The sequence below is a fragment of the Arthrobacter caoxuetaonis genome (genome assembly GCF_023921125.1).
Classification (GTDB): Bacteria; Actinomycetota; Actinomycetes; order Actinomycetales; family Micrococcaceae; genus Arthrobacter_B; species Arthrobacter_B caoxuetaonis.
The window spans coordinates 580,597-607,421 of the sequence record NZ_CP099466.1; the positions used below are offsets into that span (position 1 = coordinate 580,597).

Annotated in this window: 26 protein-coding genes; 11 read left to right on the forward strand and 15 right to left on the reverse strand. The window is 65.6% G+C overall.

The features are described 5' to 3' along the window. Positions 1-5: 5 nt before the first annotated feature. Positions 6-1,730 (reverse strand): glycoside hydrolase family 13 protein, encoded by a 1,725-nt coding sequence (locus NF551_RS02700; protein WP_227897523.1) that lies wholly within the window; start codon positions 1,728-1,730, stop codon positions 6-8. Between the two features lie 278 nt (positions 1,731-2,008). Here NF551_RS02700 and NF551_RS02705 point away from each other — a divergent pair, with 278 nt between their 5' ends. The 3 genes from NF551_RS02705 to NF551_RS02715 all read left to right on the forward strand — a co-directional run bounded on the left by NF551_RS02705 (position 2,009) and on the right by NF551_RS02715 (position 5,910). Beyond that, a complete protein-coding gene (locus NF551_RS02705) occupies positions 2,009-3,298 on the forward strand; it encodes a sugar ABC transporter substrate-binding protein (RefSeq protein ID WP_227897524.1) in 1,290 nt (429 codons plus the stop codon). Positions 3,299-3,370: 72 nt separating this feature from the next. Further along, positions 3,371-4,978 carry an ABC transporter permease subunit gene (locus NF551_RS02710; protein ID WP_227897525.1) on the forward strand — a complete coding sequence of 536 codons (1,608 nt, stop codon included), beginning with the start codon at positions 3,371-3,373 and terminating at the stop codon, positions 4,976-4,978. Beyond that, on the forward strand, positions 4,975-5,910 hold the full coding sequence (locus tag NF551_RS02715) for a sugar ABC transporter permease (protein ID WP_227897526.1): 936 nt from the start codon (positions 4,975-4,977) through the stop codon (positions 5,908-5,910). The genes NF551_RS02710 and NF551_RS02715 overlap by 4 nt, the downstream gene beginning before the upstream one ends. Positions 5,911-5,920: 10 nt before the next feature. Here NF551_RS02715 and NF551_RS02720 read toward each other — a convergent pair whose 3' ends face one another. After that, a complete protein-coding gene (locus NF551_RS02720) occupies positions 5,921-6,898 on the reverse strand; it encodes an aldo/keto reductase (RefSeq protein ID WP_227897626.1) in 978 nt (325 codons plus the stop codon). A 134-nt stretch (positions 6,899-7,032) separates the two neighbouring features. Then, positions 7,033-7,866: an ACT domain-containing protein gene (locus NF551_RS02725; protein ID WP_227897527.1), complete on the reverse strand. Its 834-nt coding sequence runs from the start codon at positions 7,864-7,866 to the stop codon at positions 7,033-7,035. A gap of 105 nt (positions 7,867-7,971) precedes the next feature. Here NF551_RS02725 and NF551_RS02730 point away from each other — a divergent pair, with 105 nt between their 5' ends. Beyond that, positions 7,972-8,889: a CHAD domain-containing protein gene (locus tag NF551_RS02730; protein WP_227897528.1), complete on the forward strand. Its 918-nt coding sequence runs from the start codon at positions 7,972-7,974 to the stop codon at positions 8,887-8,889. Between the two features lie 124 nt (positions 8,890-9,013). Then, entirely contained in the window at positions 9,014-10,579 is a 1,566-nt protein-coding gene (locus tag NF551_RS02735; protein WP_227897529.1) for an MFS transporter, read from the forward strand. On the opposite strand, the gene NF551_RS02740 is transcribed toward NF551_RS02735, so the two are convergent. Next, complete coding sequence (locus NF551_RS02740) at positions 10,576-11,619, reverse strand: LLM class flavin-dependent oxidoreductase (protein WP_227897530.1); 1,044 nt, start codon at positions 11,617-11,619, stop codon at positions 10,576-10,578. The genes NF551_RS02735 and NF551_RS02740 overlap by 4 nt on opposite strands. Before the next feature lie 226 nt (positions 11,620-11,845). Here NF551_RS02740 and NF551_RS02745 point away from each other — a divergent pair, with 226 nt between their 5' ends. Together NF551_RS02745 and NF551_RS02750 are read left to right on the forward strand one after the other, a co-directional pair. Next, positions 11,846-12,919 (forward strand): lipid II:glycine glycyltransferase FemX, encoded by a 1,074-nt coding sequence (locus tag NF551_RS02745; RefSeq protein WP_227897531.1) that lies wholly within the window; start codon positions 11,846-11,848, stop codon positions 12,917-12,919. 231 nt (positions 12,920-13,150) lie between these two features. After that, positions 13,151-14,680, forward strand: coding sequence for a threonine/serine exporter family protein (locus NF551_RS02750; protein WP_423722593.1), 1,530 nt, complete (start codon positions 13,151-13,153; stop codon positions 14,678-14,680). Positions 14,681-14,698: 18 nt separating this feature from the next. Here NF551_RS02750 and NF551_RS02755 read toward each other — a convergent pair whose 3' ends face one another. Further along, positions 14,699-15,544: a siderophore-interacting protein gene (locus NF551_RS02755; protein WP_227897532.1), complete on the reverse strand. Its 846-nt coding sequence runs from the start codon at positions 15,542-15,544 to the stop codon at positions 14,699-14,701. A gap of 32 nt (positions 15,545-15,576) precedes the next feature. Beyond that, a complete protein-coding gene (locus NF551_RS02760) occupies positions 15,577-16,422 on the reverse strand; it encodes a uracil-DNA glycosylase (RefSeq protein ID WP_423722490.1) in 846 nt (281 codons plus the stop codon). Between the two features lie 127 nt (positions 16,423-16,549). On the opposite strand from NF551_RS02760, the gene NF551_RS02765 reads away from it, so the two are divergent. The 3 genes from NF551_RS02765 (at position 16,550) to NF551_RS02775 (ending at position 17,886) form a co-directional block, all read left to right on the forward strand. Then, the gene (locus NF551_RS02765) at positions 16,550-16,858 is read left to right on the forward strand and encodes a DUF3263 domain-containing protein (protein ID WP_227897534.1); all 309 of its coding nucleotides are present in this window, start codon (positions 16,550-16,552) and stop codon (positions 16,856-16,858) included. A 32-nt stretch (positions 16,859-16,890) separates the two neighbouring features. Beyond that, a complete protein-coding gene (locus tag NF551_RS02770) occupies positions 16,891-17,496 on the forward strand; it encodes a LytR C-terminal domain-containing protein (protein ID WP_227897535.1) in 606 nt (201 codons plus the stop codon). Positions 17,497-17,682: 186 nt separating this feature from the next. Continuing rightward, positions 17,683-17,886 (forward strand): cold-shock protein, encoded by a 204-nt coding sequence (locus NF551_RS02775; RefSeq protein ID WP_066301805.1) that lies wholly within the window; start codon positions 17,683-17,685, stop codon positions 17,884-17,886. Positions 17,887-17,990: 104 nt separating this feature from the next. Here NF551_RS02775 and NF551_RS02780 read toward each other — a convergent pair whose 3' ends face one another. Continuing rightward, positions 17,991-18,611 (reverse strand): TM2 domain-containing protein, encoded by a 621-nt coding sequence (locus NF551_RS02780; RefSeq protein ID WP_227897536.1) that lies wholly within the window; start codon positions 18,609-18,611, stop codon positions 17,991-17,993. 397 nt (positions 18,612-19,008) lie between these two features. On the opposite strand from NF551_RS02780, the gene groL reads away from it, so the two are divergent. Continuing rightward, positions 19,009-20,643 carry a chaperonin GroEL gene (gene groL, locus NF551_RS02785; RefSeq protein ID WP_227897537.1) on the forward strand — a complete coding sequence of 545 codons (1,635 nt, stop codon included), beginning with the start codon at positions 19,009-19,011 and terminating at the stop codon, positions 20,641-20,643. 101 nt (positions 20,644-20,744) lie between these two features. Here groL and NF551_RS02790 read toward each other — a convergent pair whose 3' ends face one another. From NF551_RS02790 to NF551_RS02825, 8 genes are all read right to left on the reverse strand, one after another. After that, positions 20,745-21,035, reverse strand: a complete 291-nt coding sequence (locus NF551_RS02790; protein WP_227897538.1) for a WXG100 family type VII secretion target — start codon at positions 21,033-21,035, stop codon at positions 20,745-20,747. A 163-nt stretch (positions 21,036-21,198) separates the two neighbouring features. Continuing rightward, complete coding sequence (locus NF551_RS02795; protein WP_227897628.1) at positions 21,199-22,650, reverse strand: sensor histidine kinase; 1,452 nt, start codon at positions 22,648-22,650, stop codon at positions 21,199-21,201. Between the two features lie 54 nt (positions 22,651-22,704). Further along, positions 22,705-23,418 (reverse strand): response regulator transcription factor, encoded by a 714-nt coding sequence (locus NF551_RS02800; protein WP_227897539.1) that lies wholly within the window; start codon positions 23,416-23,418, stop codon positions 22,705-22,707. Positions 23,419-23,541: 123 nt separating this feature from the next. Continuing rightward, on the reverse strand, positions 23,542-24,360 hold the full coding sequence (locus NF551_RS02805) for a hypothetical protein (RefSeq protein WP_227897540.1): 819 nt from the start codon (positions 24,358-24,360) through the stop codon (positions 23,542-23,544). Beyond that, positions 24,353-24,808 carry a hypothetical protein gene (locus tag NF551_RS02810; protein ID WP_227897541.1) on the reverse strand — a complete coding sequence of 152 codons (456 nt, stop codon included), beginning with the start codon at positions 24,806-24,808 and terminating at the stop codon, positions 24,353-24,355. The genes NF551_RS02805 and NF551_RS02810 overlap by 8 nt, the downstream gene beginning before the upstream one ends. Further along, the gene (locus tag NF551_RS02815; RefSeq protein ID WP_227897542.1) at positions 24,795-25,244 is read right to left on the reverse strand and encodes a hypothetical protein; all 450 of its coding nucleotides are present in this window, start codon (positions 25,242-25,244) and stop codon (positions 24,795-24,797) included. Before NF551_RS02815 ends, NF551_RS02810 begins: the two co-directional genes overlap by 14 nt. Further along, positions 25,220-26,428, reverse strand: a complete 1,209-nt coding sequence (locus NF551_RS02820; RefSeq protein ID WP_227897543.1) for a hypothetical protein — start codon at positions 26,426-26,428, stop codon at positions 25,220-25,222. Before NF551_RS02820 ends, NF551_RS02815 begins: the two co-directional genes overlap by 25 nt. Next, the gene (locus NF551_RS02825; protein ID WP_227897544.1) at positions 26,425-26,784 is read right to left on the reverse strand and encodes a DUF6507 family protein; all 360 of its coding nucleotides are present in this window, start codon (positions 26,782-26,784) and stop codon (positions 26,425-26,427) included. The genes NF551_RS02820 and NF551_RS02825 overlap by 4 nt, the downstream gene beginning before the upstream one ends. Between the last annotated feature and the right edge of the window lie 41 nt (positions 26,785-26,825).

Consider the following 26,825-nt stretch of genomic DNA (forward strand, 5'->3'; position numbering starts at 1 on the left):
TGCCGCTACGCCAGCCGGAGCCAGACGGCGGTATCCGGCCCCAGGAAGCCGTCCTGGCCGGCTTCCGGCACGCTCTGCGCAAGCAGTTCGCCCTCGGGCAGCTGCACGGTATTGGTGCCCATGTTCATCACCGCCAGCACGTTGCCGTTGACCAGCGCGACGACGCCGTCGTCTTCGAACTCCGGCCACCACGCGAGGGACCCGTGTCCCAGGGAGAGTTCGCGCCGCAGCTTCAGGGCGGTGCGGTAGAGGCCAAGGGTCGACGCCGGATGGGCAGCCTGTAGGTCCCGGGACAGTTCGCGCCACTCCTCCGGCTGGGGCAGCCATGCCGCTCCGGTGCTGCTGAAACCGTAGGACGGCTCATCTGCGCGCCAGGGCAGGGGGACCCGGCAGCCGTCACGGCCAAGCCGTTCTCCGCCGGTCCGGTGGAACGTGGGGTCCTGCCGGTGCCCGTGCTCAAGCATGGTGTGGTCCGGCATCCCGAGCTCTTCGCCCTGGTAAAGGTAGACGCCGCCGGGCAGGGCCAGCATCAGCAGTGTGGCCGCCCGGGCGCGCCGCAGCCCGAGGTCGTGGTCAGGCTGCAGATCCTCCGGTCCCAGGCCGTCTCCCGGCCGGTTGTGCCCTGCAGTGAGGCCGAAGCGGGAGACGTGGCGGACGACGTCGTGGTTGGAGAGGACCCAGGTGGTGGGAGCGCCGACCTGGTCGAAGGCGGTGAGGCTGGTTTCGATGATGCGGCGCAGTTCGGGTGCGTTCCAGGGGTGGTGGAGGTAGGCGAAGTTGAAGGTTTGGTGCATTTCGTCGGGCCGGACCCAGTCGGTGAGCCGGTCCAGGGGGTCGATGGTCGCTTCGGCGCAGAGCACGCGGTCGCCGTCGTATTCGTCGAGGATTTTGCGCCAGGAGCGGTAGATGTCGTGGATGCCGGCCTGGCCGAACATGGGGGCCTGGTCTCCGGGGAAGCCTTCGGAGGAGGCGCCGTCGGCGCGGCCGCCCCAGTCGGGGAGCCCGGTTTTCTTGATCAGGGCGTGGGCGACGTCGACGCGGAAGCCGCCGACGCCGCGGTCGAGCCAGAAGCGCAGGATGCGTTCGAATTCGTCGTGGACGGCGGGGTTGTCCCAGTTGAAGTCGGGCTGGGTGGAGTCAAAGAGGTGCAGGTACCACTGGCCGGGGGTGCCGTCGGGGTTGGTGGTGCGGGTCCAGGCGGGGCCGCCGAAGTGGGACTGCCAGTTGTTCGGCGGGTTTTCGCCGTGTTCTCCGGTGCCGTCGCGGAAGATGAACATGTCGCGGGCGGGGGAGTTTTCGGGGGCGGCGAGGGCTGCCTGGAAGAGGGTGTGCGCATCGGAGCAGTGGTTGGGGACGAGGTCCACGATGACGCGGATGCCGTGTTTTTTGGCGGTGGCGGTGAGGGTGTCGAAGTCGTCCAGGGTGCCGAAGAGGGGGTCGACGTCGCAGTAGTCGGCGACGTCGTAGCCGGCGTCTTTCTGGGGGGAGACGTAGAAGGGGGAGAGCCAGATCGCGTCGATGTCGAGTTCGGCGAGGGCGGGGAGTTCGGCGGTGATGCCGGGCAGGTCGCCGATGCCGTCGCCGTTCAGGTCGCGGAAGGAGCGGGGGTAGATCTGGTAGATGACCGAGGAGCGCCACCATTGGCGGTCGCGTTCGGCGGAGGCCTCATGCACGGGAACAAGGGAGGCTCCCGGAAGGAGGCCCTCAGGGGCAGCGATGGAGCTAAGCATGCCTTGAATCCTAGGCGATGGTACCCGGGGTAGTGCAAACGCTTCCACAAATTCTCCCTCGTGTTCCTGTCCAAGAGGTGGTGGAATCTTCGGGGCTTTTGACCAGCGGGAGCCGGTACTGGTCGGACGATTCAGCGTCCGCCATGGTGTGACTGGACGCACACTGTGCACACGCTTACACTTGCACCCATGCCACCGCCCGGGTTCCGGACCGGCTGGCGTCACCCGGCCCGCGGAGGGCCTTCACTACAGACCTAAAACACAGAAGAGGTACACCAATGAAGGTGCGCACAACGGGTACGACGGCGTTTCGCCGGCGTACCTTTACTCTCGGTGCCGTGTCGGTCACCGCGGCACTGGTCCTCAGCGCCTGCGGCGGATCGGACGCCGGCGAAAAGGCCGAATCCAGCGATCTGGCCTCCGGCGGCGCCACGACCCTCACGATGTGGGTGGACGCAGAGCGCTCTCCCGCCCTGACCGACGTCACGGAGAAATTCAAGGAAGATACCGGTATCGAGGTCAAGCTCGTCACCAAGGACTTCCAGCAGGTTTCGGATGACTTCATCACGCAGGTACCCACCGGCAAGGGCCCGGACCTGATCGTCGGCCCGCACGACTGGCTGGGCAAGTTCGTCCAGAACGGCGTCGTCGCTCCGATCGAACTCGGTGACAAGGCCGGCCAGTTCCAGGAAAGTGCCATCAAGGCCATGACCTATGAGGGCAACACCTACGGCGTTCCCTACTCGATCGAGAACATCGGCCTGCTGCGCAACACGGACCTGGTCCCGGAAGCCGCCGCCACCATGGACGAGGTCATCGCCAACGGCAAGGCAGTCGTGGCCGAAGGCAAGGCCGAATTCCCCTTCCTGGTACAGATGGACCCCAAGCAGGGCGATCCCTACCACCTTTACCCGCTGCAGACCTCCATGGGCGTGCCCGTCTTCGGCACGGACGAGGCTGGCAGCTACGACGCTTCGAAGCTGGAACTGGGCAACCCCGGCGGCGTCGAATTCGCCGAGAAGCTTGTGGCCTGGGGCGATTCCGGCGAACGCATCTTCAACTCCAGCATCACCCCGGATATCGCCAAGGAAAAGTTCAACGCCGGCGCCTCCCCGTACCTGCTGACCGGCCCGTGGAACGTCCCGGACGCCGAAGCCGCCGGCATCAACCTGGCTGTCGACCCGCTGCCGACTGCCGGAGATTCCCCGGCGCAGCCGTTCGTCGGCGTCAACGGCTTCTTCATCAGCGCCAAGAGCCAGAATGCCCTGGCAGCCAACGAATTCGCCCTGAACTACCTCACCACCGAGGCCGTGCAGGATTCCATGTTCGAGGCAGGCGGACGCCCGCCGGCCCTGACGGCTTCCTTCGACAAGGCTGCCGAAGACCCGATCGTGGCTGCGTTTGGCGAAATCGGTGCCAACGGTGTTCCGATGCCGGCCATCCCGGAAATGGAAGCCGTCTGGGCTGACTGGGGCGGCACGCAGCTGGCCCTCATCAAGGGCGAAGCAGACCCGGCCACGGCATGGCCGGCCATGGTCTCCAACATCGAGTCCAAGATCAGCAAGTAGCGGTACCAACCAGCCGCAGGCGACGAGTGGTCCGGACGGGATTCCCGTCCGGACCACCTGTAGGAGAACTTCATGGCCGTTTCCACGGACGCACCCGTCCGCCCGTCCAAACCCGCACCGGTCCGCGAGCGCAGGCGCAGTCCCGACTCGATCGCCGGAACGCTGGCCAAGATCCTGCTTCTGGGACTCGTGGACGCGTTCGCCGTCTACGTTCTGATGATGCTCTTCCTTGCCGAAGAGTGGGTCATCCTTGCCGTGGCGGCCGGCGTGACGCTGGCGATCAACTGGATCTACCTGCGGCGGGGCGGCCTTCCGGCCAAGTACCTGGCACCCGGGGTGCTGTTCCTGCTGGTCTTCCAGGTTTTCGTGGTCGTCTACAGCGGTTACGTGGCCTTTACGAATTACGGCGACGGGCATAACAGCACCAAGGAAGACGCCGTCGCTGCAATCTCCCTGACCGCCCAGCAGCGGGTGCCCGACTCCCCGGCCTACCAGGTCTCCGTGGTGGAGCAGGGGAACGAGCTGTTCCTGCTGGTTACCGATCCGGACGGACGGGTTCAGCTCGGCGGCAGCGAGCAGCCGCTCGAAGAGGTCCAGGACGCCCAGCTCGGCGGAACCGGCAAGGCGACCGGTGTCCAGGGCTATGAAACCCTCGCCTTCAATGACCTGCTCAACAGGCAGTCGGAGATCCTGGAACTCACGGTCCCTTTCTCCGAGGACCTCGACGACGGGACGCTGAAGACTGCTGACGGCTCCAACGCCTATGTCTACAAGCCGGTGCTGGTCTATGACGAAGCAGCAGATACCTTCACCAGTTCCGAGACGGGAACCGTCTACCGCGACAGCGGCGAGGGGTCCTTCGTTTCCGAAGACGGGGAACGGCTTGCCACCGGCTGGAAGATCAACGTCGGCTTCGAGAACTTCCAGCACGCCGTCACGGACCCGGAGCTCCGCGGACCGCTGCTGAGCGTGATCGGCTGGACCTTTACCTTCGCGGTTGCCTCCGTGGCACTTTGCTTCGGGCTGGGGCTGTTCCTGGCGATCACGTTCAACCACCCCACGCTCAAGGGCAAACGCACCTACCGGGTGCTGATGATCATGCCCTACGCTTTCCCTGCCTTCCTCGCCGGACTGGTCTGGTCAGGCATGCTGAACCAGGAGTTCGGCTTCATCAACGGGACGTTCTTCGGCGGTGCGTCCATTCCCTGGCTGAACGACCCCTGGCTGGCCAAAGCCAGCGTGCTGCTCGTGAACACCTGGCTGGGTTTCCCCTACATGTTCCTTGTCTGCACCGGTGCCCTGCAGTCCCTGCCCGAGGAAGTGAACGAGGCCGCGAGAATGGACGGCGCCTCCGCCTGGCGGATCTTCCGTTCCATCAAGCTCCCGCTGCTGCTGGTCTCCACTGCACCGCTGCTGATTTCCACGTTCGCGTTCAACTTCAACAACTTCAACGTGATCTTCATGCTCACCGGCGGCGGCCCGCGCTTCCCGGGCACCAGCCAGGACATCGGCGCCACCGACCTGCTGATCACCGTGGTCTACAAGGTGGCCTTCGGGCAGGGGACGGGCCGTGACTACGGTCTGGCCAGCGCACTGGCGATCCTCATCTTCGTCATCGTCGCCGTCATTTCCGCCGTCAGCTTTAGGCAGACCAAGTCGCTGGAAGAAGTGAACTCATGAGCACCTCCACCTCAGTTCCGTCCAGGCTCGCCGCGGAAGCCCCGCGCCCCGGGCCCGCCGTCCGGCCCACCCGCCGCAGTTTTGGAGCCTGGTTCAAGGACACCGGATGGCGGCACCTGGTGGGCCTGGTGATGACGGTCTTCGCCCTGCTGCCGCTGGCGTACGTCCTCTCCGCTGCCCTCAGCCCCAGCGGAACCCTGGTTGCCTCGTCCGGACTGTTCCGGGACATTGGGTTCGCCAACTTCCAGGCACTCTTTTCAGACCCGCAGAAACCGTTCGCCCGCTGGTTCCTGAACACCCTGGTGATCGGCGTGGTCACCAGCGTCGCAACGGTCTTCCTGGGGGCGCTGGCCGCCTACAGCTTCTCCCGGATGCGCTTCACCGGGCGGCGGATGGGCCTGCTGAGCCTCCTGCTGCTGCAGATGTTCCCGCAGATGCTGGGGGTAGTTGCCATCTTCCTGCTGCTCTCGGAAATTTCGGACATCGTTCCCTGGCTTGGGCTGGGCAGTCAGCTGGGCCTGATCATGGTCTACCTGGGCGGGGCGCTTGGGGTGAACACCTACCTGATGTACGGGTTCTTCAACACGGTCCCCAAGACGCTCGACGAAGCGGCACGGATTGACGGTGCCGGGCATTTCCAGATCTTCTTCACCATCATCCTTCGCCTGGTGACTCCCATCCTGGCGATCGTGGGCCTGCTGACCTTCATCACCACCACGGGGGAGTTCATGATCGCCTCCATTGTCCTCAACGATCCGGATAGCCAGACCCTCGCCGTCGGGCTCTATTCCTTCGTGGGGGACAACCAGTCCCGGACGTGGGGCGTCTTCTCCGCCGGAGCGGTGCTGGCAGCCGTGCCGGTGATGGTGTTGTTCCTGTTCCTGCAGCGCTACATCGCCTCCGGCCTGGTCGCGGGCGCAGTGAAGGGCTGACGCGGGCAGGTTAGAAGCCGACGACGCCGTGCGGGATGTAGTGCTCGTCCAGCAGTGCCAGGTCCTCCGAGGTGAGCTGCATGTCCAGGGCGCCGACGTCGTCCTCCAGATGCCCCACCCTGGTGGCACCGACCAGCGGCGCCGTTACCACGGGATGCGCCATCACCCAGGCGATGGCCACCTGCGCCCTGCTGGTTCCATGCGCCTGGGCGACCTCACCGACGGCATCGGAGACCAGCCGGTCGGTGGACTCGTACGCGCCATAGAGCCTGTCGTCCAAAGCATCCCGCCCGCGGTGCCTGCTTGGCTCGTCCCAGGGGCGTGAGAGCCTGCCCCGCGCCAGCGGGCAGTACGCCAGGACGCCGATTCCCTGGTCCTCGCAGAGCGGGTACATCTCCCGTTCCTCTTCCCGGTAGATCAGGTTGTAGTGGTCCTGCATGGTGATGAAGGGCGTCCATCCGTGTTCCTGCTGCAGGCAGAGGGCCCGGGCGAACTGCCAGGCGTATGTGGTCGACGCGCCGATGTACCGGACCTTTCCGTCCCGGACCAGCTGGTCCAGGGTGGAGAGCGTTTCCTCCAGCGGCGTCGTCCCGTCCCAGCGGTGGATCTGGTACAGATCGATGTAGTCGGTTCCGAGCCGGCGCAGGCTTTGGTCCACCTGCCACAGGATGTGCTTGCGGGACAGTCCCCAGCCGTTGGGCCCTCGGGACATCTCGCCGTGGACTTTGGTGGCGATGACAACCTCTTCGCGGCGGGCGTACTCGGCCAGCGCGACGCCGAGGATGCGCTCGCTGTCCCCGGCTGAGTAGACGTTTGCCGTATCGAAGAGGTTAATGCCCAGTTCCACGGCCCGCCGGATGAGGAGCTTGGATTCGTCCTCGCGCAGCGTCCAGTCATGGTTGCCGCGGTGCGGGTCACCGAAGCTGAGGCATCCCAGCCCGAGCGCGGACACTGTCAGGCCGGAGTTGCCAAGCTTGGCGTAGCGCATGGAGTTCATGACCTTGCCTCCAAGAATGTTGCCTCGGGCAGCGGGAGCGCCGGCGGCACCGCCGGTACTGCCGATGCTACGGCGGCCGTTGCACGGGGTACAGGGTCAGGGGGCTTCACAGCGGACAGCAGGGCTCAGCCGGGCCGCGCGGTGCGAAGCTCTACAGTCTCGGCGATCTCGGCAAGCCGGCTGGCGCGGGCGGACTCTGCCGGCGTGAACGGCTCCCCGGGCCGGATGAACCTCAGCGCCTCGTCCCAGGCCGTGGGGACCTTTAGGACCGGGGTTCCATATTCCGGCCCGCCCGGAGCGAGGCGGGACGGATCAACCACCAGTTCCGCCGCGAGGAGTTCCGAGACGGCCCAGCCGAGCTCCTGCGGGTTGGCCGCCACCCGTGCGCCCAAGGCCAGGGCCTTGGTTTGGCCGTCGGCCAGGGCCAAAGCCGTCGTGGGCCAAACCAGCACAGACCCGGCTCCGCCGTCGGCAAGCGCCTCGGCCACGTCGTGTTCCCGCAGCCCAGGCGGTCCGGAGACCACGAGCTCGTCCATGACTCCGCCGGGCACTGGTTGCGAGGTAATCGAGAGGATATTCGCACGGGACCGTGCCAGCGCATGGGCCAGGTCCTCCAATGCACCGGGAGTATCCGCGAGGACCACGCGTGCCCTCCAGAGGGTTCCCGAACCGGCCAGCATGCTCCGCTGCCGCAGCGCCGGACCGTGGAGCCAGCTGTGCAGCAGCCGGCGGGCCGAAGGCTCGGCCACCCAAATCACCAGGACCGTGGCGGTGACCGTGAGCAGCAGGACTTTGGACAGGTAGGGAAGATCCGCCTGCAGGACGGCAGCGTGGACCAGGAGTTCGATGGGGAGCATGGCGGCAACGTTGGCGGCCGTGAGGCGGGTACGGCCCGGCCGCGGCAGCTGGCCGCAGGACCCGCAGGCCAGATCGGAAGCGGAGGCAGGGCGTTTCGTCATGGGCCCAGTGTCGCGGGGGACCTGTTTCGCGCGTATTGCGGGTGCGTCAATTGTGCGTGGCACAGGGTCTGCCTCCCGGGCAGGACCGGGACCTATACTTCAGCCATGGTTTTTGCTCCCAAAGGTCCCAGCGCCGGGCAGGACAGCAGTGCGGGTGCGGAGAAGGGCGCCGCAGCCCTGCTGCTGGCGTACCTGCAGGAGCAGCTTGCTGAACTGCTCCGGCAGCAGGAAAGGGTCCGGGCCGAGGAACCGGAGGCCGTCCATAAGATGAGGGTGAGCACCCGCCGTCTGCGTTCGGCGCTGGCCAGCTACCGCCGCCTGCTTGAAAAGGAACCGGCCCGCAGCCTGCGCGGTGACCTGAAATGGCTGGCACAGGTGCTGGGCGGGGCCCGTGATGCACAAGTGATGCGCCACCGGCTGCAGGCCCTCGTGGCATCGCAGCCTCCGGACCTGGTCCTGGGGCCGGTGGCGGCCCGGATCGACGAAGAACTGCTCAGCGACTATTCGTCCGCCGTCCAGTCGGTGCACCAGGCGCTGGACAGCGAGCGCTATGGGCAGATGGTCAAGCAGCTGGCCGGGATGGTAGCGGATCCGCCGTGGAACCAGGCCGAAACCGGTTCGGGGCGGCACACTGCGGAGGCAATGATCCGCCGGGACCGCGGCCGGCTCCGGGCCCGCGTCAAGGAGGCCAAGGCCGAAAAGGATCCCGAAAAGCGTGCGGAGATCCTTCACGAAGCACGCAAGGAGGCCAAGCGGCTGCGCTATGCCGCCGAGGCGTGGAGGCCGGCAGGAGGAAGCGCAGCAGACGCCATGGTGGAAGCCGCCGAGGGACTGCAGAAAACACTGGGGGAGCACCAGGACAGCGTTGTCACCAGGTCGCTGCTGCGCTGGATGGGAAGTACGGCCGGAGAGGGCGAAAACGGGTTCACTTACGGGCGCCTCCATGCGATTGAGGAGCACAGGGGAAGGGCCGCGGAGAAGAACTATCGCCGCCTGTGGAACAAGTTTCCGCCAGGGCCCTGAACCTCGGCCGCTGTGAACGGGCACTCTGGACGCGGCGGAGGTGCCGGACATAACCTTCAGGAAGCGGGGGTCAGGTCTCCGGAACCGCCGGGGCGCCCGGTTCCTGCGCTGACGGAGGGATCCAATGGCATCTCCCTGGGCGCCGCTGCAGAACCGGATGTTCCTCATACTGTGGCTGGCCCAGCTGGGGTCCAACATCGGCAGCTGGATGCAGACCGTCGGCGCGCAGTGGTATCTGGTGGAAACCGGCGCCAGTCCCGCCCTGGTATCCCTGGTGCAAACCGCCTCCCTTGCTCCTGCCCTCCTGCTCGGACTGATTGCGGGCGTCCTCGCCGATGCGTTCAACCGCCGCCGGCTGATCCTGGGCGCCAACCTCTTTGCCGCCGGCGCCGGGATCCTGCTCACGGTCATTGCCGCGTTGGGCCTGCTCGGGCCCGATGCCCTGCTCCTCTACACGTTCCTGATCGGCTGCGGGGTCGCCCTCAGCTCGCCGGCCTGGCAGGCCATAACCCCCTCGCTGGTACCGAGGGACCAGATCCGTTCCGCCTCGGCGCTGGGGTCGGTGGCGATGAATGCCGCCCGTGCCATAGGACCGGCCGTGGGAGGCCTGCTGGTTTCGCTCGCTGGTCCAGCCTTCGTCTTTGGTGTCAATGCGGTGTCTTTCCTGGGCACGGCACTGGCGGTGTTCGTGTGGCGGAGCGCACCGGAGAGTCCTGCGGACCGCGAACGGGTCGGCGAAGCGATGGCAGCCGGCATCCGTTATGTGCGGGCAGCGCCCAGGATCCGCCGCATCCTGCTGCGCTGCGTGATGTTCATGGTTCCGGCCAGCTCCCTGTACGCCTTGCTTCCCATTGCCGTCAACGGCCATCTTCAGCTGGGTTCCTCAGGCTACGGGCTCCTTCTTGGCGCCCTCGGCATCGGTGCCATCCTCGGAGTGGTAATCCAGGGCCGAGTCCGGGAGCTCTTCCCGGATAACGCCCTGCTGGCAGCGTCCGCCGTGGCGTTCGGGGCCTGCGTTTTTGCCGCAGGCTACCTCCCCGCGGTACCGCTGGCTGCCCTGCTGGTGCTGGGCGGAGCAGCATGGATCAATACCTTTTCCACGCTCAACAGTGCTGTGCAGCTGACCCTGCCGGAATGGGTCCGGGCGAGGGGACTTTCCGTCTACCTCATGGTTTTCACCGGAACGCAGGCATTCGGGTCGCTGTTGTGGGGGAGCCTGGCCACGGCGTACGGCTACTCGGCGGTCCTGGCCGCCGCCGGCGTCGTGCTGGTCCTGGTGGCCGCGAGCGTGGCGGTCCTGCCATTGCTTCCCCGCACCGGCAAGCTGGACCGCAGCGTTCCTGAGCCGGACCTTGGGCTGGAGGTCGAAAAGGAGCCGAGACCCGACGACGGGCCGGTGACGGTCTTGGTGGCCTATGAACTGGAACCGGGTGAGTCCGCAGCGTTCGTGCAGGCAATGCATGAAGTCCGGCTCTCGCGGATGCGCACCGGAGCCACAGGGTGGGAGCTGGTGCATTCGGTGACGGATTCCCGCCAGTTCCGCGAGATTTACGACGTTCCGACGTGGCGCGAGTACATGCGCCAGGAGCATGAACGGCTCACCGGTGAAGACCGGAAGAACATTGAGCGGGCGGAATCCCTGGCGGCGGAGGAACCACGGACCAGGTGGTTCCTCCCCGCGAAGGCCTAGTCCCCGGCCGCCAGCGCTTCGCGGACCCGGGGTGCTACCTCGGATCCATAGAGTTCGATGCACTTCATCAGGTTCTCGTGGGGAAGCGTGCCCAGACTGTACTTAAGATCGAAACGCGACAGTTCGAGGGTCCGCGCGGTCCGCACGATCTTTGCCGCCACAGTTTCCGGCGAACCGACAAAGAGCGCGCCCTCAGGACCGGCCGATGCTTCATACTCCGAGCGGCTGACCGGCGGCCAGCCGCGTTCCCTGCCGATCCGGTTCTGCATCGCGGCGTAGTGCGGCCACGCTTCCTCCAGCGCCTGCTCGTCCGTAGCGGCTATGTAGCCGGGAGAATGCGCCCCGACGGGAAGCATCGGCTTGCCGAACTCCTTCAGCGCCCGCTTGAACAGGGAAACGAACGGGGTGAAGCGGGCAGGTTCCCCGCCGATGATGGCCAGCATCAGCGGCAGGCCGTAGTGGGCCGCGCGGACAACGGACTGGGGCGTGCCGCCGACGGCGATCCACGCGGGGAGGGCACCGTTTTCCGTGGGGGGATAAACCAACACGTCGCGCAAGGGAGGCCGGATGGTCCCCTCCCAGCTGACGGGCTTTTCTGCCAGCAGCTTGGTGAACAGATCAAGCTTCTCTTCGAACAGGACCTCGTAATCAGCCAGGTCGTATCCAAAGAGAGGGAAGGACTCGGTGAAGGAGCCGCGGCCAAGGATGATTTCTGCACGGCCGTTGGACACGGCGTCGAGCGTTGCGAAACGTTCGTAGACCCGGATGGGGTCGTCGGAGGAAAGGACGGTCACCGCGGATCCCAGGCGGATACGGCTGGTCTGGCCTGCGATGGCTGCCAGCACGGTCTCCGGCGAGGACACCGCGTAGTCGTCCCGGTGGTGTTCACCAATACCGATGAAATCGAGTCCGAGGGAGTCGGCCAGGACGGCCTCCGCCACCACGTTGCGGACGACCTGGGGCATCGGCAGCTTGTTGCCCCCGCCGTCGAATGTCACGTCTCCAAACGTGTCCAGTCCCAGTTCAATCTGCTGTGCCACTCAGTCCGCCTTCTCTCGATCTCATGCAAATGCATCTAATGATGAGCCTAACCTGTCTTGGCGCACGGGTATTCCCGCCGGTCCGGGTACGGGCCTGCTCCGCCGCGCCGCACCCGGCCGCACGGAGCGCCCCGCGCTCGCAGATAGACTGGAAACCGGTCCGGAGCGCGGCTCCGTGCCCGGGGGCGACGAGACAGATCCACCAACCGAGGACAGTTGAGGAACTTTGCGAGACTTTAGTGCACGCCTGGCCACGCCTGAGGAGATTGCGGACTGGGACAGCCGCGTCCAGGCGAACCCCAACGGCGGCAATGTCCTGCAGTCCGCCGCCTACGCGGAGGTCAAATCGCACCACGGCTGGAACCCCGTCTACGTTGTCTTCACGTGCGCGGACTACACGTCCTACAACCTGGTCATCGAAAAGAAGGTCGCCCTCCTGGGCAGCCTCTGGTACCTCATCAAGGGTCCCGATGCCGCCGCAGCCGAAGACGTGCCGGCCATGGCCCGGGCACTGGGAAGGTTTGCCAAGGAGAGCGGCCGCCGGGTCTTCGCACTCAAGGTGGAGCCGGACATCGTGGACGGAGAAGACGTACGGAAACTCTTCCGCGAAGCCGGGCTGGTCAAGACCTTCAATCTCCAGCCCAACGACTCCACTGCGCTGCTGGACACGACGCCCGACACGGAACAGATTCTCAAGAACATCTCCTCCCGTGCCCGCAACGCCGTCCGGCGGGCGATCCGCGAAGAGGCTGACGTGCGCCGGGTGGAGCCCACCGAAGAGAACATGCGCGCCATGTACAAACTGATGAGCCACATCGAGGACCGCTCTTCGGCGAGGATGCGCTCCTACGAGTACTACCGGCGCTTCTGGTCGAACTTCACGGCCGCCGGACAGGGCCGCTTCTATTTTGCGTTCGAAGACGGCGAGCCGAGTGTCGGTGCGTTCGTCATCGCCTACGGCAAAAAGGGTACGTACAAGGACGGCGGCTCCAAGCCGCGGCGCAAGCAATACGGGGATTCCCACCTGGTGCAGTGGACTGCGCTGACCGAACTCAAGGAAGACTTCGGTATTGAGGAATACGATTTCTGCGGCACGCCGCCGAGCAGCGAACTCAAGAACAAGGAACATCCCCACCACGGACTGGGCCTGTTCAAGACCAGCTTTTCCAAGACCGTCACGGACTTCGCCGGCTGCTGGGACCTGGTGCTGGACCCGCTGCGGTACCGGATCTGGAACACCATCGGTGAACGTGTGACCCGCCAGATCTACTGGCGCAGGCATCACCAGCCTTTCTACTAAACCGCACGTCAAGACGAGGCCAAAGGGGTGGACACTGTGGAGAACGAGAATGAGCGCCGCAACGCTGCCCTGAGCACGCAACCGGAGGCAGGGCTGATCCCTGTGATCAAGGCACCCGAACGGGCGGCGCGGAGCAGCGCCGCCGGCCTGCGCAGCACCAAGCCCAAGCCGCCGCCGGCGACGTCCTCTGTTCCGCGGCTGGAGAAGGGTGCTCCGGCAAAGGCTCCGTCAGTGACCCCCAAGGGCCAGCGTGCGGCCGGTGTCCCGCCGCGTACCGGCAAGCCGCGGGCACGCAAGACGACGCCCCGCCAGCACAGCCCCTCAGCGGCCCAGCGTACGGATTCGTCCTCGGCAGCGGCACGGCGGATGCTGCGCCGGCTGGTGCAGGGGGAAACACCGCCGACGCAGGCCATGTCGATCGTGGAACGACTGGCCGGGAGCCCCTACGCCAACCCCCGGGTACGCTCCGGCGGTCCGGATGCCAGTGCGCGGAAGACCCTCGACTTCGCCCTGGGCATGGCAGAAACCATGTTCAGGTACGGTGCCGGTGCCCTCGAAGTGGAAACGGCCATAATCGCCGTGACCGCTGCCTACGGACTCGAAAACATCGAAGTGGACATCACCAACCAGTCGGTGCTGCTGAACTACTCGCCCAAGGACCAGACGCCCATCACGGTCATGCGCGTCGTCCGGTCCTGGACGAACAACTATGCGGGACTGGCACTGGTGCACCGGCTGGTCACTGACATCGTGGACGGCCACGTCACCCGTGCCGAGGCGTCAGCCCGGCTGGGCGAGATCGTCCATAAACCCAAACCGTTCCCGCGCTGGGCTGTCACCTTCTCCGCCGGACTGTTTGCCGCCGCGATCGTCGCATTTATTGGCGGCGGGCCGCTGGGATCAGCCGTCGGATTTGGCAGCACCATCCTGGTCAGCCTGCTGCAGCGGGTGCTCGGACGCTGGCGGGTGCCGGACTTCTTCACCACGGCTGCGAGCGGGTTCCTCGTGACCGCCCTCGCCATGCTGTTCTGGTGGCTGGACGCAAGCGGTTCGGTGGACCTGAATATTGCGCCCGGAATCGTGGTGGCAGGGGGCATCCTCCTGCTGCTGCCCACCGGACGGCTGGTTTCCGCCGTGCAGGATGCGATCAACGGCTTCCCGGTGACGGCCGCCGGCCGCTTCCTCTCCGCCTTCCTCAGTTTTGGCGCCATTGTCGCGGGAATCGCCGTCGCACTGGTGGTGGGCACCCTGCTGGGGATGCCCTCCCTGGAAGTGACTGAAGAGACGTCGTCCCAGTACCCGTTCGCCGTCACGGTGCTGATACTCGCCGTAGCCCTGGCCACGATCAGCATCACCGAGCAGTCACCGATGAACCTGGTGCTGCCCACGGTGCTGATCGGCGTGGGCGGGTTCCTGGTGGGGACCCTGTCAGAAGCGGTGGGCGTGGGCCCACGGCTGACGCCGGCTGTCGCAGCGATCGCGATCGGCATGGCCAGCCGGATCGTCGCCCTGCGGATGGGCGCGCCGCAGCTGGTGATCGCCGTGCCGGCGATCCTGTTCCTGTTCCCGGGCCTGAGCATCTTCCGTTCCATGTACGGCCTGAGCATCGGGCTGGAGGATATTTCCGACGGCGTCATCGGACTCTTTAACGCCCTCACCGTGATCCTGGCAATCGCCGGGGGAGTGGTCTTCGGTGACAACTTGGCCCGTCCGCTGACCCGGAACCTCAGCGGAAATGACCGCCGCAACCGCAGGCGCTGAAGGCCCGGATACCAGGGGTCAGAGAACCTTGCCGATCGGGGTGCGCTTCTCTGCCTGGAAAGCGTCCTCGGTCCGGCCCGCGGCCCAGTAGCCGGAGAGCGAGACCTGGTCCCGCTCGAGTCCATGCCGGTTGAAGAATATTTCCCGGAGTTCCTTCATGGCTTCGCGCTCACCGTGGGCAAAAACCTGGACGCGTCCGCTGGGCCAGGGGTACGCGGCCACGGCTTCAGCCAGGACCTGTCCCGCTCCTGCGGCCGATCCCCGGTGGAGCCAGGTGATGCGTACGCCGTCAGGCGCGGTCAACGGCAGCTCATCTTCCGGGCCGTGGACTTCGATCAGTGCGGAACCGATGGCGTCGGCCGGCAGGGCTTCCAAGGCGGCCGCCGTAGCGGGCAGGGCGGACTCGTCAGCTGCGAACAGATACCAGTCAGCCTCGGGATCCGGCGAGAAACCGCCGCCCGGACCGCCGAACGTGATCCTCTCACCGGGCTGGGCGCCGGCGGCCCACGGTCCGGCAAGGCCTTCCGCCCCGTGCACCACGAAGTCCATGGCCAGTTCCCGCTTCACCGTATCCACCCAGCGGACGGTGTATGTCCGTGAGACCGGCCAGTTTTCCCGTTCCGTCTGTTCACGCAGCGTTTCCAGGCTCACCGAGCCGTCCAGCGGGCGGCCGTCAGGCCCGAACCAGATCTTGCAGTAGGCGTCCGTGCATTCGCTGGGGTGGAACGAGTCGAACCCTGGGCCGCCAACGACAATCCGCACCATGTGCCGGGAGAGCTGTTCCCGGCGCAGGACCTGCATGGTGTGGACGGGCCTTGCACGCCGGACCGGAGCAGGGGAACGTGTGGCGGGTGCTTCAGGCATGTGTTGTTTCTCCTGGTACGGGGGGACTGCTTCTACGGTACCCCGGGAAGCTGCCAGTCCACCGGGGTGCTGCCCTGGGCGAGTAACATCTCGTTGGCGCGGCTGAAGGGGCGGGATCCGAAGAATCCCCGCGAAGCGGACAAAGGGCTGGGATGAGCCGACTCAACCCTCGGGGCACCGCCCAGCAAAGGTGCCAGGGCCTGCGCCTGCCGCCCCCACAAGACGGCGACGAGCGGGAGGGGTGATCCGTCAGCACGCCGCCGCGCAGCCAAAGCCCGTACGGCCAGATCGGTGATGTCCTCCCAGCCCCGGCCGCGGTGGGAGTTCGCCGCGCCGGCCTCGACTGTCAGGGAACGGTTCAGCAGCAGGACCCCCTGTTCCGTCCAGGCGCTGAGATCTCCATGGGCGGCGGGGGCGATGCCCAGATCCGCCTGCAGCTCCTTATAGATGTTGGCCAGTGAACGCGGAAGGGGCCGGACTCCCGGCTCCACCGAAAAGGAAAGGCCGACGGCGTGCCCCGGTGTTGGGTACGGGTCCTGTCCGGCGATGAGCACCTTCACCTCTGACATGGGGCGGCGGAAGGCACGCAGGATGTTCTGCGGGGCGGGCAGGATGTGGGCTCCGGCACTGCGGCGGCGTTCGAGGTCGTCTCCCAGCCGGTGGATCAGGCCGGCCGCCGGGGCAAGGGCCTCGGCCCAGTCCGGGGCCATCAGCGAGGCCAGCGGTGTCCCGCTGGTGAAAGGAATGGGCGTGCCGCCGTCGGTTTCCTGCTGCCCGCCGCCGGGCGTGGCGGGAGGATCCAGGGGGAACAATGCCGGCTCTTCGCTGTTTCTCACCTGTCCAGTCTTGGATATCTCCCGCCAGAATCCCAACCGCATCCGCGGCACAGCTAAATGACAAGGTTGTTATTCCGGTTTAGGATTACTGCTGGACACAGACTTTCCCCCGCACCGGCATGCCTTACTGCCGCGCCCGGGGGAACAGACCAGGAGACGGGGACACTCAGTGGCAGGAACAGCTGAAGCCGGGGCCTTCTCACCGGACGGCACCGTCGACCCCGAGAGCCCTTTGAGTGAACGCGAGCAGCAGATGCTCTCGCTGGAACGTTCCTGGTGGAAATACTCGGGGGCCAAGGAACAGGCCATCCGGGATCTCTTTGGGCTCTCTGCGACTGCCTACTACCAGATCCTCAACGCGCTGATCGACACGGAGGAAGCGCTGGCACACGATCCGATGCTGGTGAAGAGGCTGCGTAGACTACGTACTACACGCCAGCGTGCGCGCACTGCCCGCCGCATGGGCACCGACGCATAGGGCCCCACAGATCAAGGACAGACAACGCAACCATGAGCCAATACCCCAGGGACGAGTTCGATAAGGTCCCGGAGACCTCCACACGGCAGGGCGTCCACCGCGAACGCCTCATCCCTGCGCGCTCAAGTGGTATTGGCCTGATCATTACGGTTGGTGTCCTGGCACTCCTCGTCGGGCTGGCCGCATATGTGGTCCTGCCCCGTCTCGGCATCGGTGCTGACGGCAACGCGACACCGGTGGCCGCAGAAACGGAAGCTACCGATTCTGCTTCGCCGAGCGCCCCGGCAACACCGTCCAGCCCGCCGTCGCCGTCTGCGGTGCCGTCCAGCAGCCCAGAGCCGACCCCGGTGGAATCGACCCCTGCGGCAGACAAGACCCAGCCGGTGGTCGTCCTGAACGCCAGCGGCATCAGCGGCCTGGGCGCCGGCATCTCCGCCCGGATCGGTGCCGAGGGCTGGATCACTTCCAGTGTCGGCAACTGGGCCGGAGCTCCGCTGCAGGGCTCGGTCATCTTCTACAACGGCGAGGCCCAGCGCGCCAACGCGGAGGAGCTGTCTGCCCTCCTCGGGATCCCCACGCTCAGTGAGTCGCCTGAATTCGCCACTGTGACAGTGGTGGCGGGCCCCGGTTTCCAGTAAATAGCCGAGTGTTGTTAAAACTCGATAACTAATTCCCCGCCCCGGACCGCTGCCGGGTCCCTGTGGCTAAAGTTAGCTCCAGCCGCCGGGGTAACAGCGGTCCTGCCCCACCTCGGCACGGATCTCCCGGCAGCTGTTCCGGCGGAGCACCAGCCCCGGGACTGACCTGGACAAGGGGAGAGAAGCATGGCGCAGGGCATCGTCAAATGGTTCAACGGCGAAAAAGGGTACGGGTTCATCACAGTCGATGAGGCCCAGACTGATGTTTTTGTCCATTGGTCCGCCATCCAGTCAGCCGGGTACCGGACACTGGAAGAGGGCCAGCGGGTGGAATTCGAGATCGGTGAGGGACAAAAGGGTCCCCAGGCCGAAGACGTCCGGACGGTCTAGCCGGACCCCTCCAAGCAAAAGAGCCGGCGGCTCCCTGAATCCAGGGGGCCGCCGGCTCTTTCTCTTTCCGCGTGTTGGGGCGCCCTGGTCTTGGGCGCTGGCCATTACTCCCGCAGCGGCATCCCGCGCGCATCAGTCCGGAAGGTCTGGGCGCCGGCCAGGATCATGATTCCCTCGACGAAGCCCCAAATCGCGCCAGCCCCGAAAGTGAAGAGGGTTACCAGCAGCTGCACGACGCCGATGGTGGTGTAGCCGAGGTAGAACCGGTGGACTCCGAGGCCGCCGAGGAAGATGCCGAGCAAACCAGCAGCGAGGCGGGACTTCGGCGCCCAGCCGTACGGGGCCGGGTAACCCTGCTGGTAAGGATTCGGCGGCCCGGGCTGGTAGTAGCCGGGCGGCGGGCCCGGTGGATATGGGTTCTGGCCCTGGTACTGGCCGGTGGGCTGGTACTCACCGTGGTACTGGCCCGGGTGCCCGGGGTTCGTGTAGCGCCCCTGTCCCGGATACTCGCCCTGATAAGGGCTCTGCCCTGGCTGGCCTGTTTGGCCTTGGCCCTGATAGCCGCCGGGTTCCGGGGACTGGTGCGCCGACTCGTCGTAATCGCCGGGCGGCCGGCCGTAGGGAGGCGGGGCGGCGCTGGATCCATGTGCGGCCTGCGCCGTGGGATCCTGGTCTTCCGGCTGGCCCGGGGTGGGTTGCCCCGGAGGGGGCTCGTTCGTCGCCATTTGCCTACTCCTGAAGATGTCGGGGTCACGCCGCCCGCAGGGAACCCGTTGGTAACGAAAGGGCGTGCATGGGACCAATCTACGCCGTCGGGCAGCGATTTGGAGGCAGCTGGCGGTCCACGGTGGGGCGATGGGGTACCGGCTCGGGTTTTGGATGGAAACCCCGGTCACAACCGGCCGTGACTGCTTGCACTCCCGGTGCGGGAGTGCTAATTATTGACTTAGCACTCTTGCGGGCTGACTGCTAAAAGTCGCCGGTGTTGAGTGAACCAGCAAGCCGCTGGGGTGAGGGGCGGAACGCGCGTAAAGAGATCGTGCGATTCTCCCCGTCCGTCGCGGGCACCTCAGAAGGAATGCAACATCCAAGCATGACTGTTCCGGAAGGACGATAGCCGTTATGGCCAAGATCATTGCATTTGACGAAGAGGCACGCCGCGGCCTTGAGCGGGGCCTGAACACCCTCGCCGACGCCGTCAAGGTCACGCTCGGCCCGCGTGGCCGCAACGTCGTACTCGAAAAGAAGTGGGGCGCTCCCACCATCACGAACGACGGCGTTTCCATCGCCAAGGAGATCGAACTCGACGATCCCTACGAGAAGATCGGCGCCGAGCTGGTCAAGGAAGTTGCCAAGAAGACTGACGACGTCGCCGGTGACGGAACCACCACGGCTACCGTCCTGGCTCAGGCCCTCGTCAAGGAAGGCCTGCGCAACGTTGCTGCCGGCGCCGACCCGCTGGGCCTGAAGCGCGGCATCGAGAAGGCTGTTGCAGCCGTCACTGCCGAACTGCTCGCCTCTGCCAAGGAAATCGAAACCAAGGAGCAGATCGCTGCTACGGCTTCCATCTCCGCCGGTGACCAGCAGATCGGCGACCTGATCGCCGAAGCGCTGGACAAGGTTGGCAAGGAAGGCGTCATCACGGTCGAGGAATCGAACACCTTCGGCCTGGAACTTGAGCTCACCGAAGGCATGCGTTTCGACAAGGGCTACATCTCCGGTTACTTCGTCACCGACGCAGAGCGCCAGGAAGCTGTCCTCGAGGACCCGTACATCCTGATCGTCAACTCCAAGATCTCCAACGTCAAGGACCTCGTTGCCGTCCTCGAGAAGGTCATGCAGTCCGGCAAGCCGCTGCTGATCATCGCCGAAGACGTTGAAGGCGAAGCACTGGCCACCCTGGTGGTCAACAAGATCCGCGGCACCTTCAAGTCCGTAGCCGTCAAGGCTCCGGGCTTCGGCGACCGCCGCAAGGCCCAGCTGGCTGACATCGCCATCCTGACCGGCGGCCAGGTCATCGCCGAAGAGGTTGGCCTCAAGCTCGAGAACGCCACGCTGGACCTGCTCGGCAAGGCACGCAAGGTTGTTGTCACCAAGGACGAGACCACCATCGTCGAAGGTGCAGGCGACGCCGACGAAATCGCCGGCCGCGTCAACCAGATCCGCGCCGAGATCGAGAACTCCGATTCGGATTACGACCGCGAGAAGCTGCAGGAACGCCTGGCCAAGCTGGCCGGCGGCGTTGCAGTCATCAAGGCCGGTGCCGCAACCGAGGTTGAGCTCAAGGAACGCAAGCACCGCATTGAAGATGCCGTCCGCAACGCCAAGGCAGCGGTTGAAGAAGGCATCGTCGCCGGTGGCGGCGTGGCCCTGATCCAGGCCGGCCAGAAGGCATTCGCCAACCTGAACCTCGAAGGCGACGAAGCAACCGGCGCCAACATCGTCAAGGTTGCCATCGATGCTCCGCTGAAGCAGATCGCCTACAACGCCGGCCTCGAGCCGGGCGTTGTCGTCGACAAGGTCCGCGGCCTGCCCGAGGGCTTCGGCCTGAATGCCGCAACCGGCGAATACGAGGACCTGCTTGCTGCAGGCATCAACGACCCGGTAAAGGTAACGCGTTCGGCGCTGCAGAACGCTGCATCCATCGCCGGTCTGTTCCTGACCACCGAAGCTGTTGTTGCTGACAAGCCCGAAAAGGCCGCACCGGCCATGGGCGGCGACGACATGGGTGGCATGGGCGGTATGGGCGGCTTCTAGTCCCCAACCGCCGGCCCCCGGGCCGGCAGCACCACATGCGCAGGAGCGCGGTACCTTCTTGAGGTGCCGCGCTCCGTTGCGTTACCCGCAGGTTCTCCTCCCTAGCGCCGAAAGAGTGCCGTATTTGCCGCCTCCGTGTCTGCGTACTGGACCGAGGCGTACGCCAACGCCTGGTTGATGCTGGCGAGCGACTCTTCGACCCTCGCCTGGGTGGTCCGCCAATCCGTGATGAGCAGCTGGAAGTTGGCCGAGGCCTGTCCCTGCCACGACTCACCGAGGGACAGCAGCCCTGCCTGCATGGAATTGATGTCTGCCTGCAGCCTGTCGATGGTCGCACGGACCTCGGTGCTTTTGGCAGCCAGGATGTCACTGTCGACGACAAACCCCGCCACGGTTTCCTCCTCACATCTGGGCCCGCCTGGTGCGGTCCGTGCTTCCAAGGATCAGGCAGGGCAGGGCAGCCATCCGGAGCGCACGCCAGAGGGTGGACAGTGCGGAGAGCGGGGGTGCGTTGACCGGGCGGTGGAGGACAGGTCCGCCCGGGACGAGCGGGACTTAGGGACGCAGGGCGCCGCCGTCGTCCTCCCGGCTGTCGCCTTCTGCAGTCTCGTCCTCGTGTTCGGGCATGCTGTCAGGCTGCTTATACGGCAGGCGGATGGACATCGTAGCGCCGCCGCCTTCGGTTTCGGTCAGGCGGACCGTGCCGTCGTGCTGGGCCACCAAAGCAGCGACGATCGCCAATCCCAGACCTGTTCCACCCGTTTCCCGGTAACGCGAGGAATCGGCCCGGTAGAAGCGCTCGAAAACCCTGGCTGCGTCCTCTTCCGAGATTCCGGGTCCATGGTCCCGAACTTCAAGCACGGCGTCCATCCGGTCATGAATCACCGGTGCTACGCCTACGGCGACTTCAATGGGTGAGCCTTCCGGCGTATACCGGAGTGCGTTCGTCATCAGGTTTGCCACGACCTGCCGCAGCCGTGCCTCATCGCCCATGGCAGGGGCGCTCCGGGGCGAATTGCCGTCAAGTCCGACCACGCGGATTTCCCGGTCCGGGGCACTGGCCCGTGCGTCAAGGGCGGCGTCGTTGCCCAGGATCATCAGGTCCACGGGCCGGTACTCCAGCGGGCGCTGTTCGTCGACGCGGGCCAGGGTGAGCAGATCCTCCACGAGCTGGCCCATCCGCTTGGCTTCGCTTTCAATGCGGCCCATGGCAGCGGCGATTTCTTCCGGCTTTTGCAGCGCCCCGTGGCGGTACAGCTCGGAAAATCCCCGAATGGTCACCAGCGGTGTCCGGAGTTCATGGGAAGCGTCCTGCACGAAGCGGCGCATCTTCTGCTCGGACTGCGTCCGGGCAGCGAATGCGGTTTCAATATGCGCGAGCATGGCGTTCAGTGACCGGGAAAGCCTGCCGATTTCAGTGGCCGGGTTCCCGACTTCCACGCGGCGGGAAAGATCACCGGCCGCAATGGCTGCGGCCGTCTTCTCGACCTGGCTCAGCGGACGGAACTGCCGCGTGACCGCCCAGTAGGCAATGCCCGTGGCGCCGAGCGTGCCCAGCAGCCCCACGGAAAACACCAGCGAGGCGGCCTCATCCACGGTCTCAGCCACGGAGTCCAACGGGACAGCTACGGCAACAGATCCGGGGAGGTTTGCCACATGGAAGACCTTGACCCGCCATCCCTTGCTGCCGGGGGCGGTGCCGGGCACGTCAAAGCCCCGGCCGTCCCGCGCCGTGACTTCGTCCGACGTGATGTTGAGCAGTATCGGTGTATCAAAGTCGGTGTCGGAGTGCGTCTCGGGTCCGTGCTCGCCGTCGTCATTCAGGTACAGGCCGTAGAAACGGAACAGTGAGGTGTCAGTCGAGGGCGCACCTGAGATCAGGTAGCGCGAAATGGCCGGAGCATTGTCCTGGATGTCTGCATCGAGCCTGCTGACAAGGATCTGGCGCAGCACGTAAATGGTGGCAAGACCGGTAATGGTCACCGTCACCACCATGAGCACGGCCATAATGGCCACCAGCTGTGATCTGAGGGAAGCGGACTTCCAGCGCCGGATCAAGGCTCAGCGCTTCTCCGTGGTGCGCAGCAGGTAGCCGACGCCGCGCTTGGTCTGGATCAGTGCGGGGGCATCAGGGCTGCGGTCGATTTTGCGGCGCAGGTAGGAGATGTAGGACTCCACGATCGAAGCGTCTCCGTTGAAGTCGTACTCCCATACGTGGTCCAGGATCTGCGCCTTGGACAGTACCCGGTTCGGGTTCAGCATCAGGTAGCGCAGCAGCTTGAACTCGGTGGGGGAGAGTTCGATCGTGACCCCGCCGCGCCGGACCTCGTGCGCGTCGTCGTCGAGCTCCAAATCCTCCACGCGGATGACGGCGTCGTCATCGTCCAGGGGCTGGGTGCGGCGCAGGACGGCGCGGATCCGGGCCACGACTTCATCCAGGCTGAAAGGCTTGGTCACATAGTCATCCCCGCCGACGGTGAGGCCGGTGACCTTGTCTTCGGTGTCGTCCCGGGCGGTCAGGAACACTACGGGGAAGTGCCGTCCCGCGGCCCGGAGCCGGCGGGTCAGGGTGAAGCCGTCCATATCCGGAAGCATGACGTCCAGGACAGCCAGGTCCGGGCTGTGTTCGTCCACGGCGGCGAGGGCTTCGCGGCCGTTTCCGGCTGCAACGACGTCGAAGCCGGCGAAACGCAGCGAGGTGGAGAGCAGCTCGCGGATGTTCGGCTCATCATCGACAACGAGGAGGCGTGCTTCGGGTGCAGACGATTTGTTCACCCGCCTAGTTTCTTACATTTAGCTGGACGTTGTCTGTAGGCCGGCAATAAGTCAGCTGGAAATGTCCCATGTAAGCACTGAGGCATCCCGGTACGGTCCTGCGGGAACGGAACCGGTAAAACGTCAGAAGACTGTCAACGCGGAAACGAGGTCGCGGTAGGCCATTCCAGAGGTCACCGGCTCGAGCGTGGCACGCTCCGCGTCAACCGTCAGCAGATGCTGACCTGCCCGGCCCGCGTCCACGTAGCCCCACTCGGGGACCGCACCGGCCGCGGTTTGCACCTGGACACGCCAGATGAACCACGGTTCGCTCCACATCCGGATCCACGCCGGATCCTCCGTCGGCGGCGGCTCGTCTACGGAAGCGATACGGCGGTCGAAGACCTCGGTCGGGAAATCGAGGGCACCCGTCGTGAGGGTCCAGGCGGGACCCAGGCCCAGCCACGAAGCTACCACCTGGGCCAGATCGGGGAGACCGACGAAATCCAGCTGGACGAGGGACTCATAACGGTCGATGCGGCCCGCGTCGAGTTCCGCGCGGGAGGGGCCAGCGAGTACCAGGGCATCCTCGTCATCGATTTGTATCTGCAGCTCGGTGGATCCCTGGGGATGCAGGCAATGGATGCTGACGGAGGCACGTGCTGAGGTCAGCGGTGCCGTGACGGTGATGCCCTCCGGCGTCAGGCGCCCGGCGGTATCCATGAGCCCGGCCTCGACCAGGGCGGCAAGGCCCGCCTTCCGGCCGGCCCGCTGGAAACGGCCGGCATAGCCGCTCTCCGCGGCTGCATCCAGCAGATGTACCGCTTCACCATTCAGCCACGGTCCCCGGGAGCTGAAGGGCTGCCGGGCCGACAGGCCGCCGAGTTCTTCAAGGTCGGCTCCGAGAATCCGGCTCGCGGCCTCATCCAGTGCCGGCTCGCGGTCCGGGACAATATCAACCATTGGAGGGGTCCTTCAGGGTGGCCGAGAGCGCGATGGCGCCCAGGACTTCGTCGTAGGCGGTCAGCTGGTTGGCCGAACAGGAGGTGGTCACAGAGGCGGCCAGTCCGTTGCGGAACAACAGCAGCTGGCTGCAGTGGATCAGCCCGCCGGACCCCCGGTGCAGGTACTCGAGCCGGCGGACGGCTTCCAGTTGGGGGACCGGGTCCACTGAGAGCAGATAGGGGTCTGCCAGGGACGTCAGCAGTGACGCCATAACAACTGTGCTCAGCTGGGTTACGGTGCCGGGGAAGGGGAATGCCGTCACGGCGACGTTCGGGCGGAAGCCGCCCTCCTCCATCCACTTCGTGAGCGGTGCTGCCACCACCAGTTCCGCGTCCGGGTGCGGAATGACCTCCCAGTCGGACGGGCGTTCAAGCGCTACATTGGCGCTGCACTCAGCGGTGAACATTCCTAGGCTTTCGCAGCCAGGAGAACGGGGAGGAATACTCGGGTTTCAGGACTTCGTCCTTGTCCGCACCGCGGTCCAGCCAGTCTTTGTACCACGCGGGCAGCATAATCCGGGGGAGGCGGAAACAGCAGGCGAACGCCACCATGAAAAGCGGGGTGATGGTGAGCACCAGAACCCAGTCGGTGACCCACTCAGCGCCCAGGATGGTAACCAGGCTCAGCAGGACCGCCACAATGATGACGGGCTGCAAATAGAGCCCGAAGAACCCGAGGTAGTTCTGCTTTCCGAACTGATAGACGCTTCTTTGGCCCGCCCACGTACGCCAGGTTCCCTTATAAGCCGCTATGCCGGAAATGAGCATATAAGCGATTCCGCCCACAGCCGCTGCTACGAAAAGGATCATCCCCGCTGTCACCATAGCTTCAGATTCTCCCATGTTTCCTTGAGGCCTCCGCCCACAGCGTCAGCAAGTCCCTTGTCCCTCAGGTTTCTCACGACATTTCCGATGCCTTCTCCGACGGCACCGCCTACCCATCCCCCCACAGCGGCCCCGGCAAGCGTTCCCACCACCGGGATGGGGATCAGGCTGCCCAGTGAAGCGCCGATTGCTGTTCCCGCGATGCTGCCGCCAATGGCACCACCGCCTTCGACAACGGCGGTGGCGGCGGCACTGCCTACACGGTCTCCCGTACTCATCTCAGGATGCTCCAGCTGGTCCTGGTTCCATTGTTCGGACCAGTTCTTGTAGACGGACAAGGCGCCGTCCGCCACGCCCAGTCCATTGGCCACCCTGTTCGCCCAGCGCGGCAGCTCCGGAGCGGCCACGCTGTTTCCACTCGCGTTGGTCCGCCGCCGGGCTCCCGGGACCTGGGGGTCCCGGAACACCGGCCGATGAATGGTCAGCGCCCGCGCGCCCAGTGGCGCGAGCATCGCCGCCATGAGGCTGCCGGCCGGGAGGTAGCGGTACGGCCGGCCGTTCAACCGCAGGGTGACTGATCCGGGCACATTGAGCCGGCGCCTGTTGGAGCCGGGGTCCAAAGCGATCCTAATCAGCCGGGGACCGGGGTTCTGGTGCACTGAAAGGAGTCCGTTGGCCGCCAGGCCGGATGAGACCGCGGCGTAGGGCGACGTTGCGATTCTGTGCGGCTCCAGAAATGACGTGTGCAGACCGGAAATCGCAGCAGCGCAGGCGTCTTCGGCAGCTTGGAGCTCGGCGGCTATCGAGGCTGACTCACGGGTGAGGCGTGCTTCTTCTGACTGTGCGGCGGCCGCGCTTTCCTGGCTGTCGTCGTCCAGCGGCCGGCAGGCGTGGGCTTCCAGCGCTGCCACGAGGGCATCGTAGCGGGGGCGAAGCGCGTCGACGGCGTCGGCGTAGGCATCAAGGGCATTCCGGATTGCGCCGGTCACATCCGCTGTTGCGTCGGTGTAAATGGCCGCTTTGTCCATGGCACCGTGGACTATGTCCTGCTCGGGGGCCTGATAGCTGTCCTGGAGCGCTGTCCAGGTTGCAACCAGATCCTGGCCGTAGTCCTTCGCCCGTTTTCCCGACGCATCGATCGCGGCCGCGTCTTCACGGATGGCGCAGGTGTCCGGCAGTACCGGGAGATTCCCCGCACTCACCGTCCGCCTCCTGTGCTGTCCGCGTCCGCGCCGGCAGCCGGGGATTCGCCGGCCATCCGATTGGCATTGCCGGCCATCTCTTCATCGCCGCGCACATAATGATTGACGGCGTCGCTGGTCGAATTGCAGGCGTTGTCGCCGCGAATGGTGCCGCTGTTGAGCAGCCGGGACAAATAGTCCTCATAGCAGTCCGTGAGTGCCTGAAGGATGACGGGACTGTTGGCGGAGCAGGCAGCGGAGGTGACCGCGTTCTGGAGCTTGGTCTCTTCGGCCTGCAGGTCTTCCACCGTGGCCCGCGCCTTCCCAATGACGCCGCGGACTGCGGCGACCTGGATATCCCAGCCGTTAATCGGCATCTTCCCCCCTGGATGACAGAACGAGCTGCGTTCCGCTGAAG

What these genes read in the sequence shown, in the direction of transcription:
- NF551_RS02700 (WP_227897523.1), bottom strand. Translation starts at nt 1,730, where the DNA reads ATGCTTAGCTCCATCGCTGCCCCTGAGGGCCTCCTTCCGGGAGCCTCC.
- NF551_RS02705 (WP_227897524.1), top strand. Translation starts at nt 2,009, where the DNA reads ATGAAGGTGCGCACAACGGGTACGACGGCGTTTCGCCGGCGTACCTTT.
- NF551_RS02710 (WP_227897525.1), top strand. Translation starts at nt 3,371, where the DNA reads ATGGCCGTTTCCACGGACGCACCCGTCCGCCCGTCCAAACCCGCACCG.
- NF551_RS02715 (WP_227897526.1), top strand. Translation starts at nt 4,975, where the DNA reads ATGAGCACCTCCACCTCAGTTCCGTCCAGGCTCGCCGCGGAAGCCCCG.
- NF551_RS02720 (WP_227897626.1), bottom strand. Translation starts at nt 6,898, where the DNA reads ATGCGCTACGCCAAGCTTGGCAACTCCGGCCTGACAGTGTCCGCGCTC.
- NF551_RS02725 (WP_227897527.1), bottom strand. Translation starts at nt 7,866, where the DNA reads ATGACGAAACGCCCTGCCTCCGCTTCCGATCTGGCCTGCGGGTCCTGC.
- NF551_RS02730 (WP_227897528.1), top strand. Translation starts at nt 7,972, where the DNA reads ATGGTTTTTGCTCCCAAAGGTCCCAGCGCCGGGCAGGACAGCAGTGCG.
- NF551_RS02735 (WP_227897529.1), top strand. Translation starts at nt 9,014, where the DNA reads ATGGCATCTCCCTGGGCGCCGCTGCAGAACCGGATGTTCCTCATACTG.
- NF551_RS02755 (WP_227897532.1), bottom strand. Translation starts at nt 15,544, where the DNA reads ATGCCTGAAGCACCCGCCACACGTTCCCCTGCTCCGGTCCGGCGTGCA.
- NF551_RS02760 (WP_423722490.1), bottom strand. Translation starts at nt 16,422, where the DNA reads ATGCGGTTGGGATTCTGGCGGGAGATATCCAAGACTGGACAGGTGAGA.
- NF551_RS02770 (WP_227897535.1), top strand. Translation starts at nt 16,891, where the DNA reads ATGAGCCAATACCCCAGGGACGAGTTCGATAAGGTCCCGGAGACCTCC.
- NF551_RS02775 (WP_066301805.1), top strand. Translation starts at nt 17,683, where the DNA reads ATGGCGCAGGGCATCGTCAAATGGTTCAACGGCGAAAAAGGGTACGGG.
- NF551_RS02780 (WP_227897536.1), bottom strand. Translation starts at nt 18,611, where the DNA reads ATGGCGACGAACGAGCCCCCTCCGGGGCAACCCACCCCGGGCCAGCCG.
- groL (WP_227897537.1), top strand. Translation starts at nt 19,009, where the DNA reads ATGGCCAAGATCATTGCATTTGACGAAGAGGCACGCCGCGGCCTTGAG.
- NF551_RS02795 (WP_227897628.1), bottom strand. Translation starts at nt 22,650, where the DNA reads ATGGCCGTGCTCATGGTGGTGACGGTGACCATTACCGGTCTTGCCACC.
- NF551_RS02805 (WP_227897540.1), bottom strand. Translation starts at nt 24,360, where the DNA reads ATGGTTGATATTGTCCCGGACCGCGAGCCGGCACTGGATGAGGCCGCG.
- NF551_RS02810 (WP_227897541.1), bottom strand. Translation starts at nt 24,808, where the DNA reads ATGTTCACCGCTGAGTGCAGCGCCAATGTAGCGCTTGAACGCCCGTCC.
- NF551_RS02815 (WP_227897542.1), bottom strand. Translation starts at nt 25,244, where the DNA reads ATGGGAGAATCTGAAGCTATGGTGACAGCGGGGATGATCCTTTTCGTA.
- NF551_RS02825 (WP_227897544.1), bottom strand. Translation starts at nt 26,784, where the DNA reads ATGCCGATTAACGGCTGGGATATCCAGGTCGCCGCAGTCCGCGGCGTC.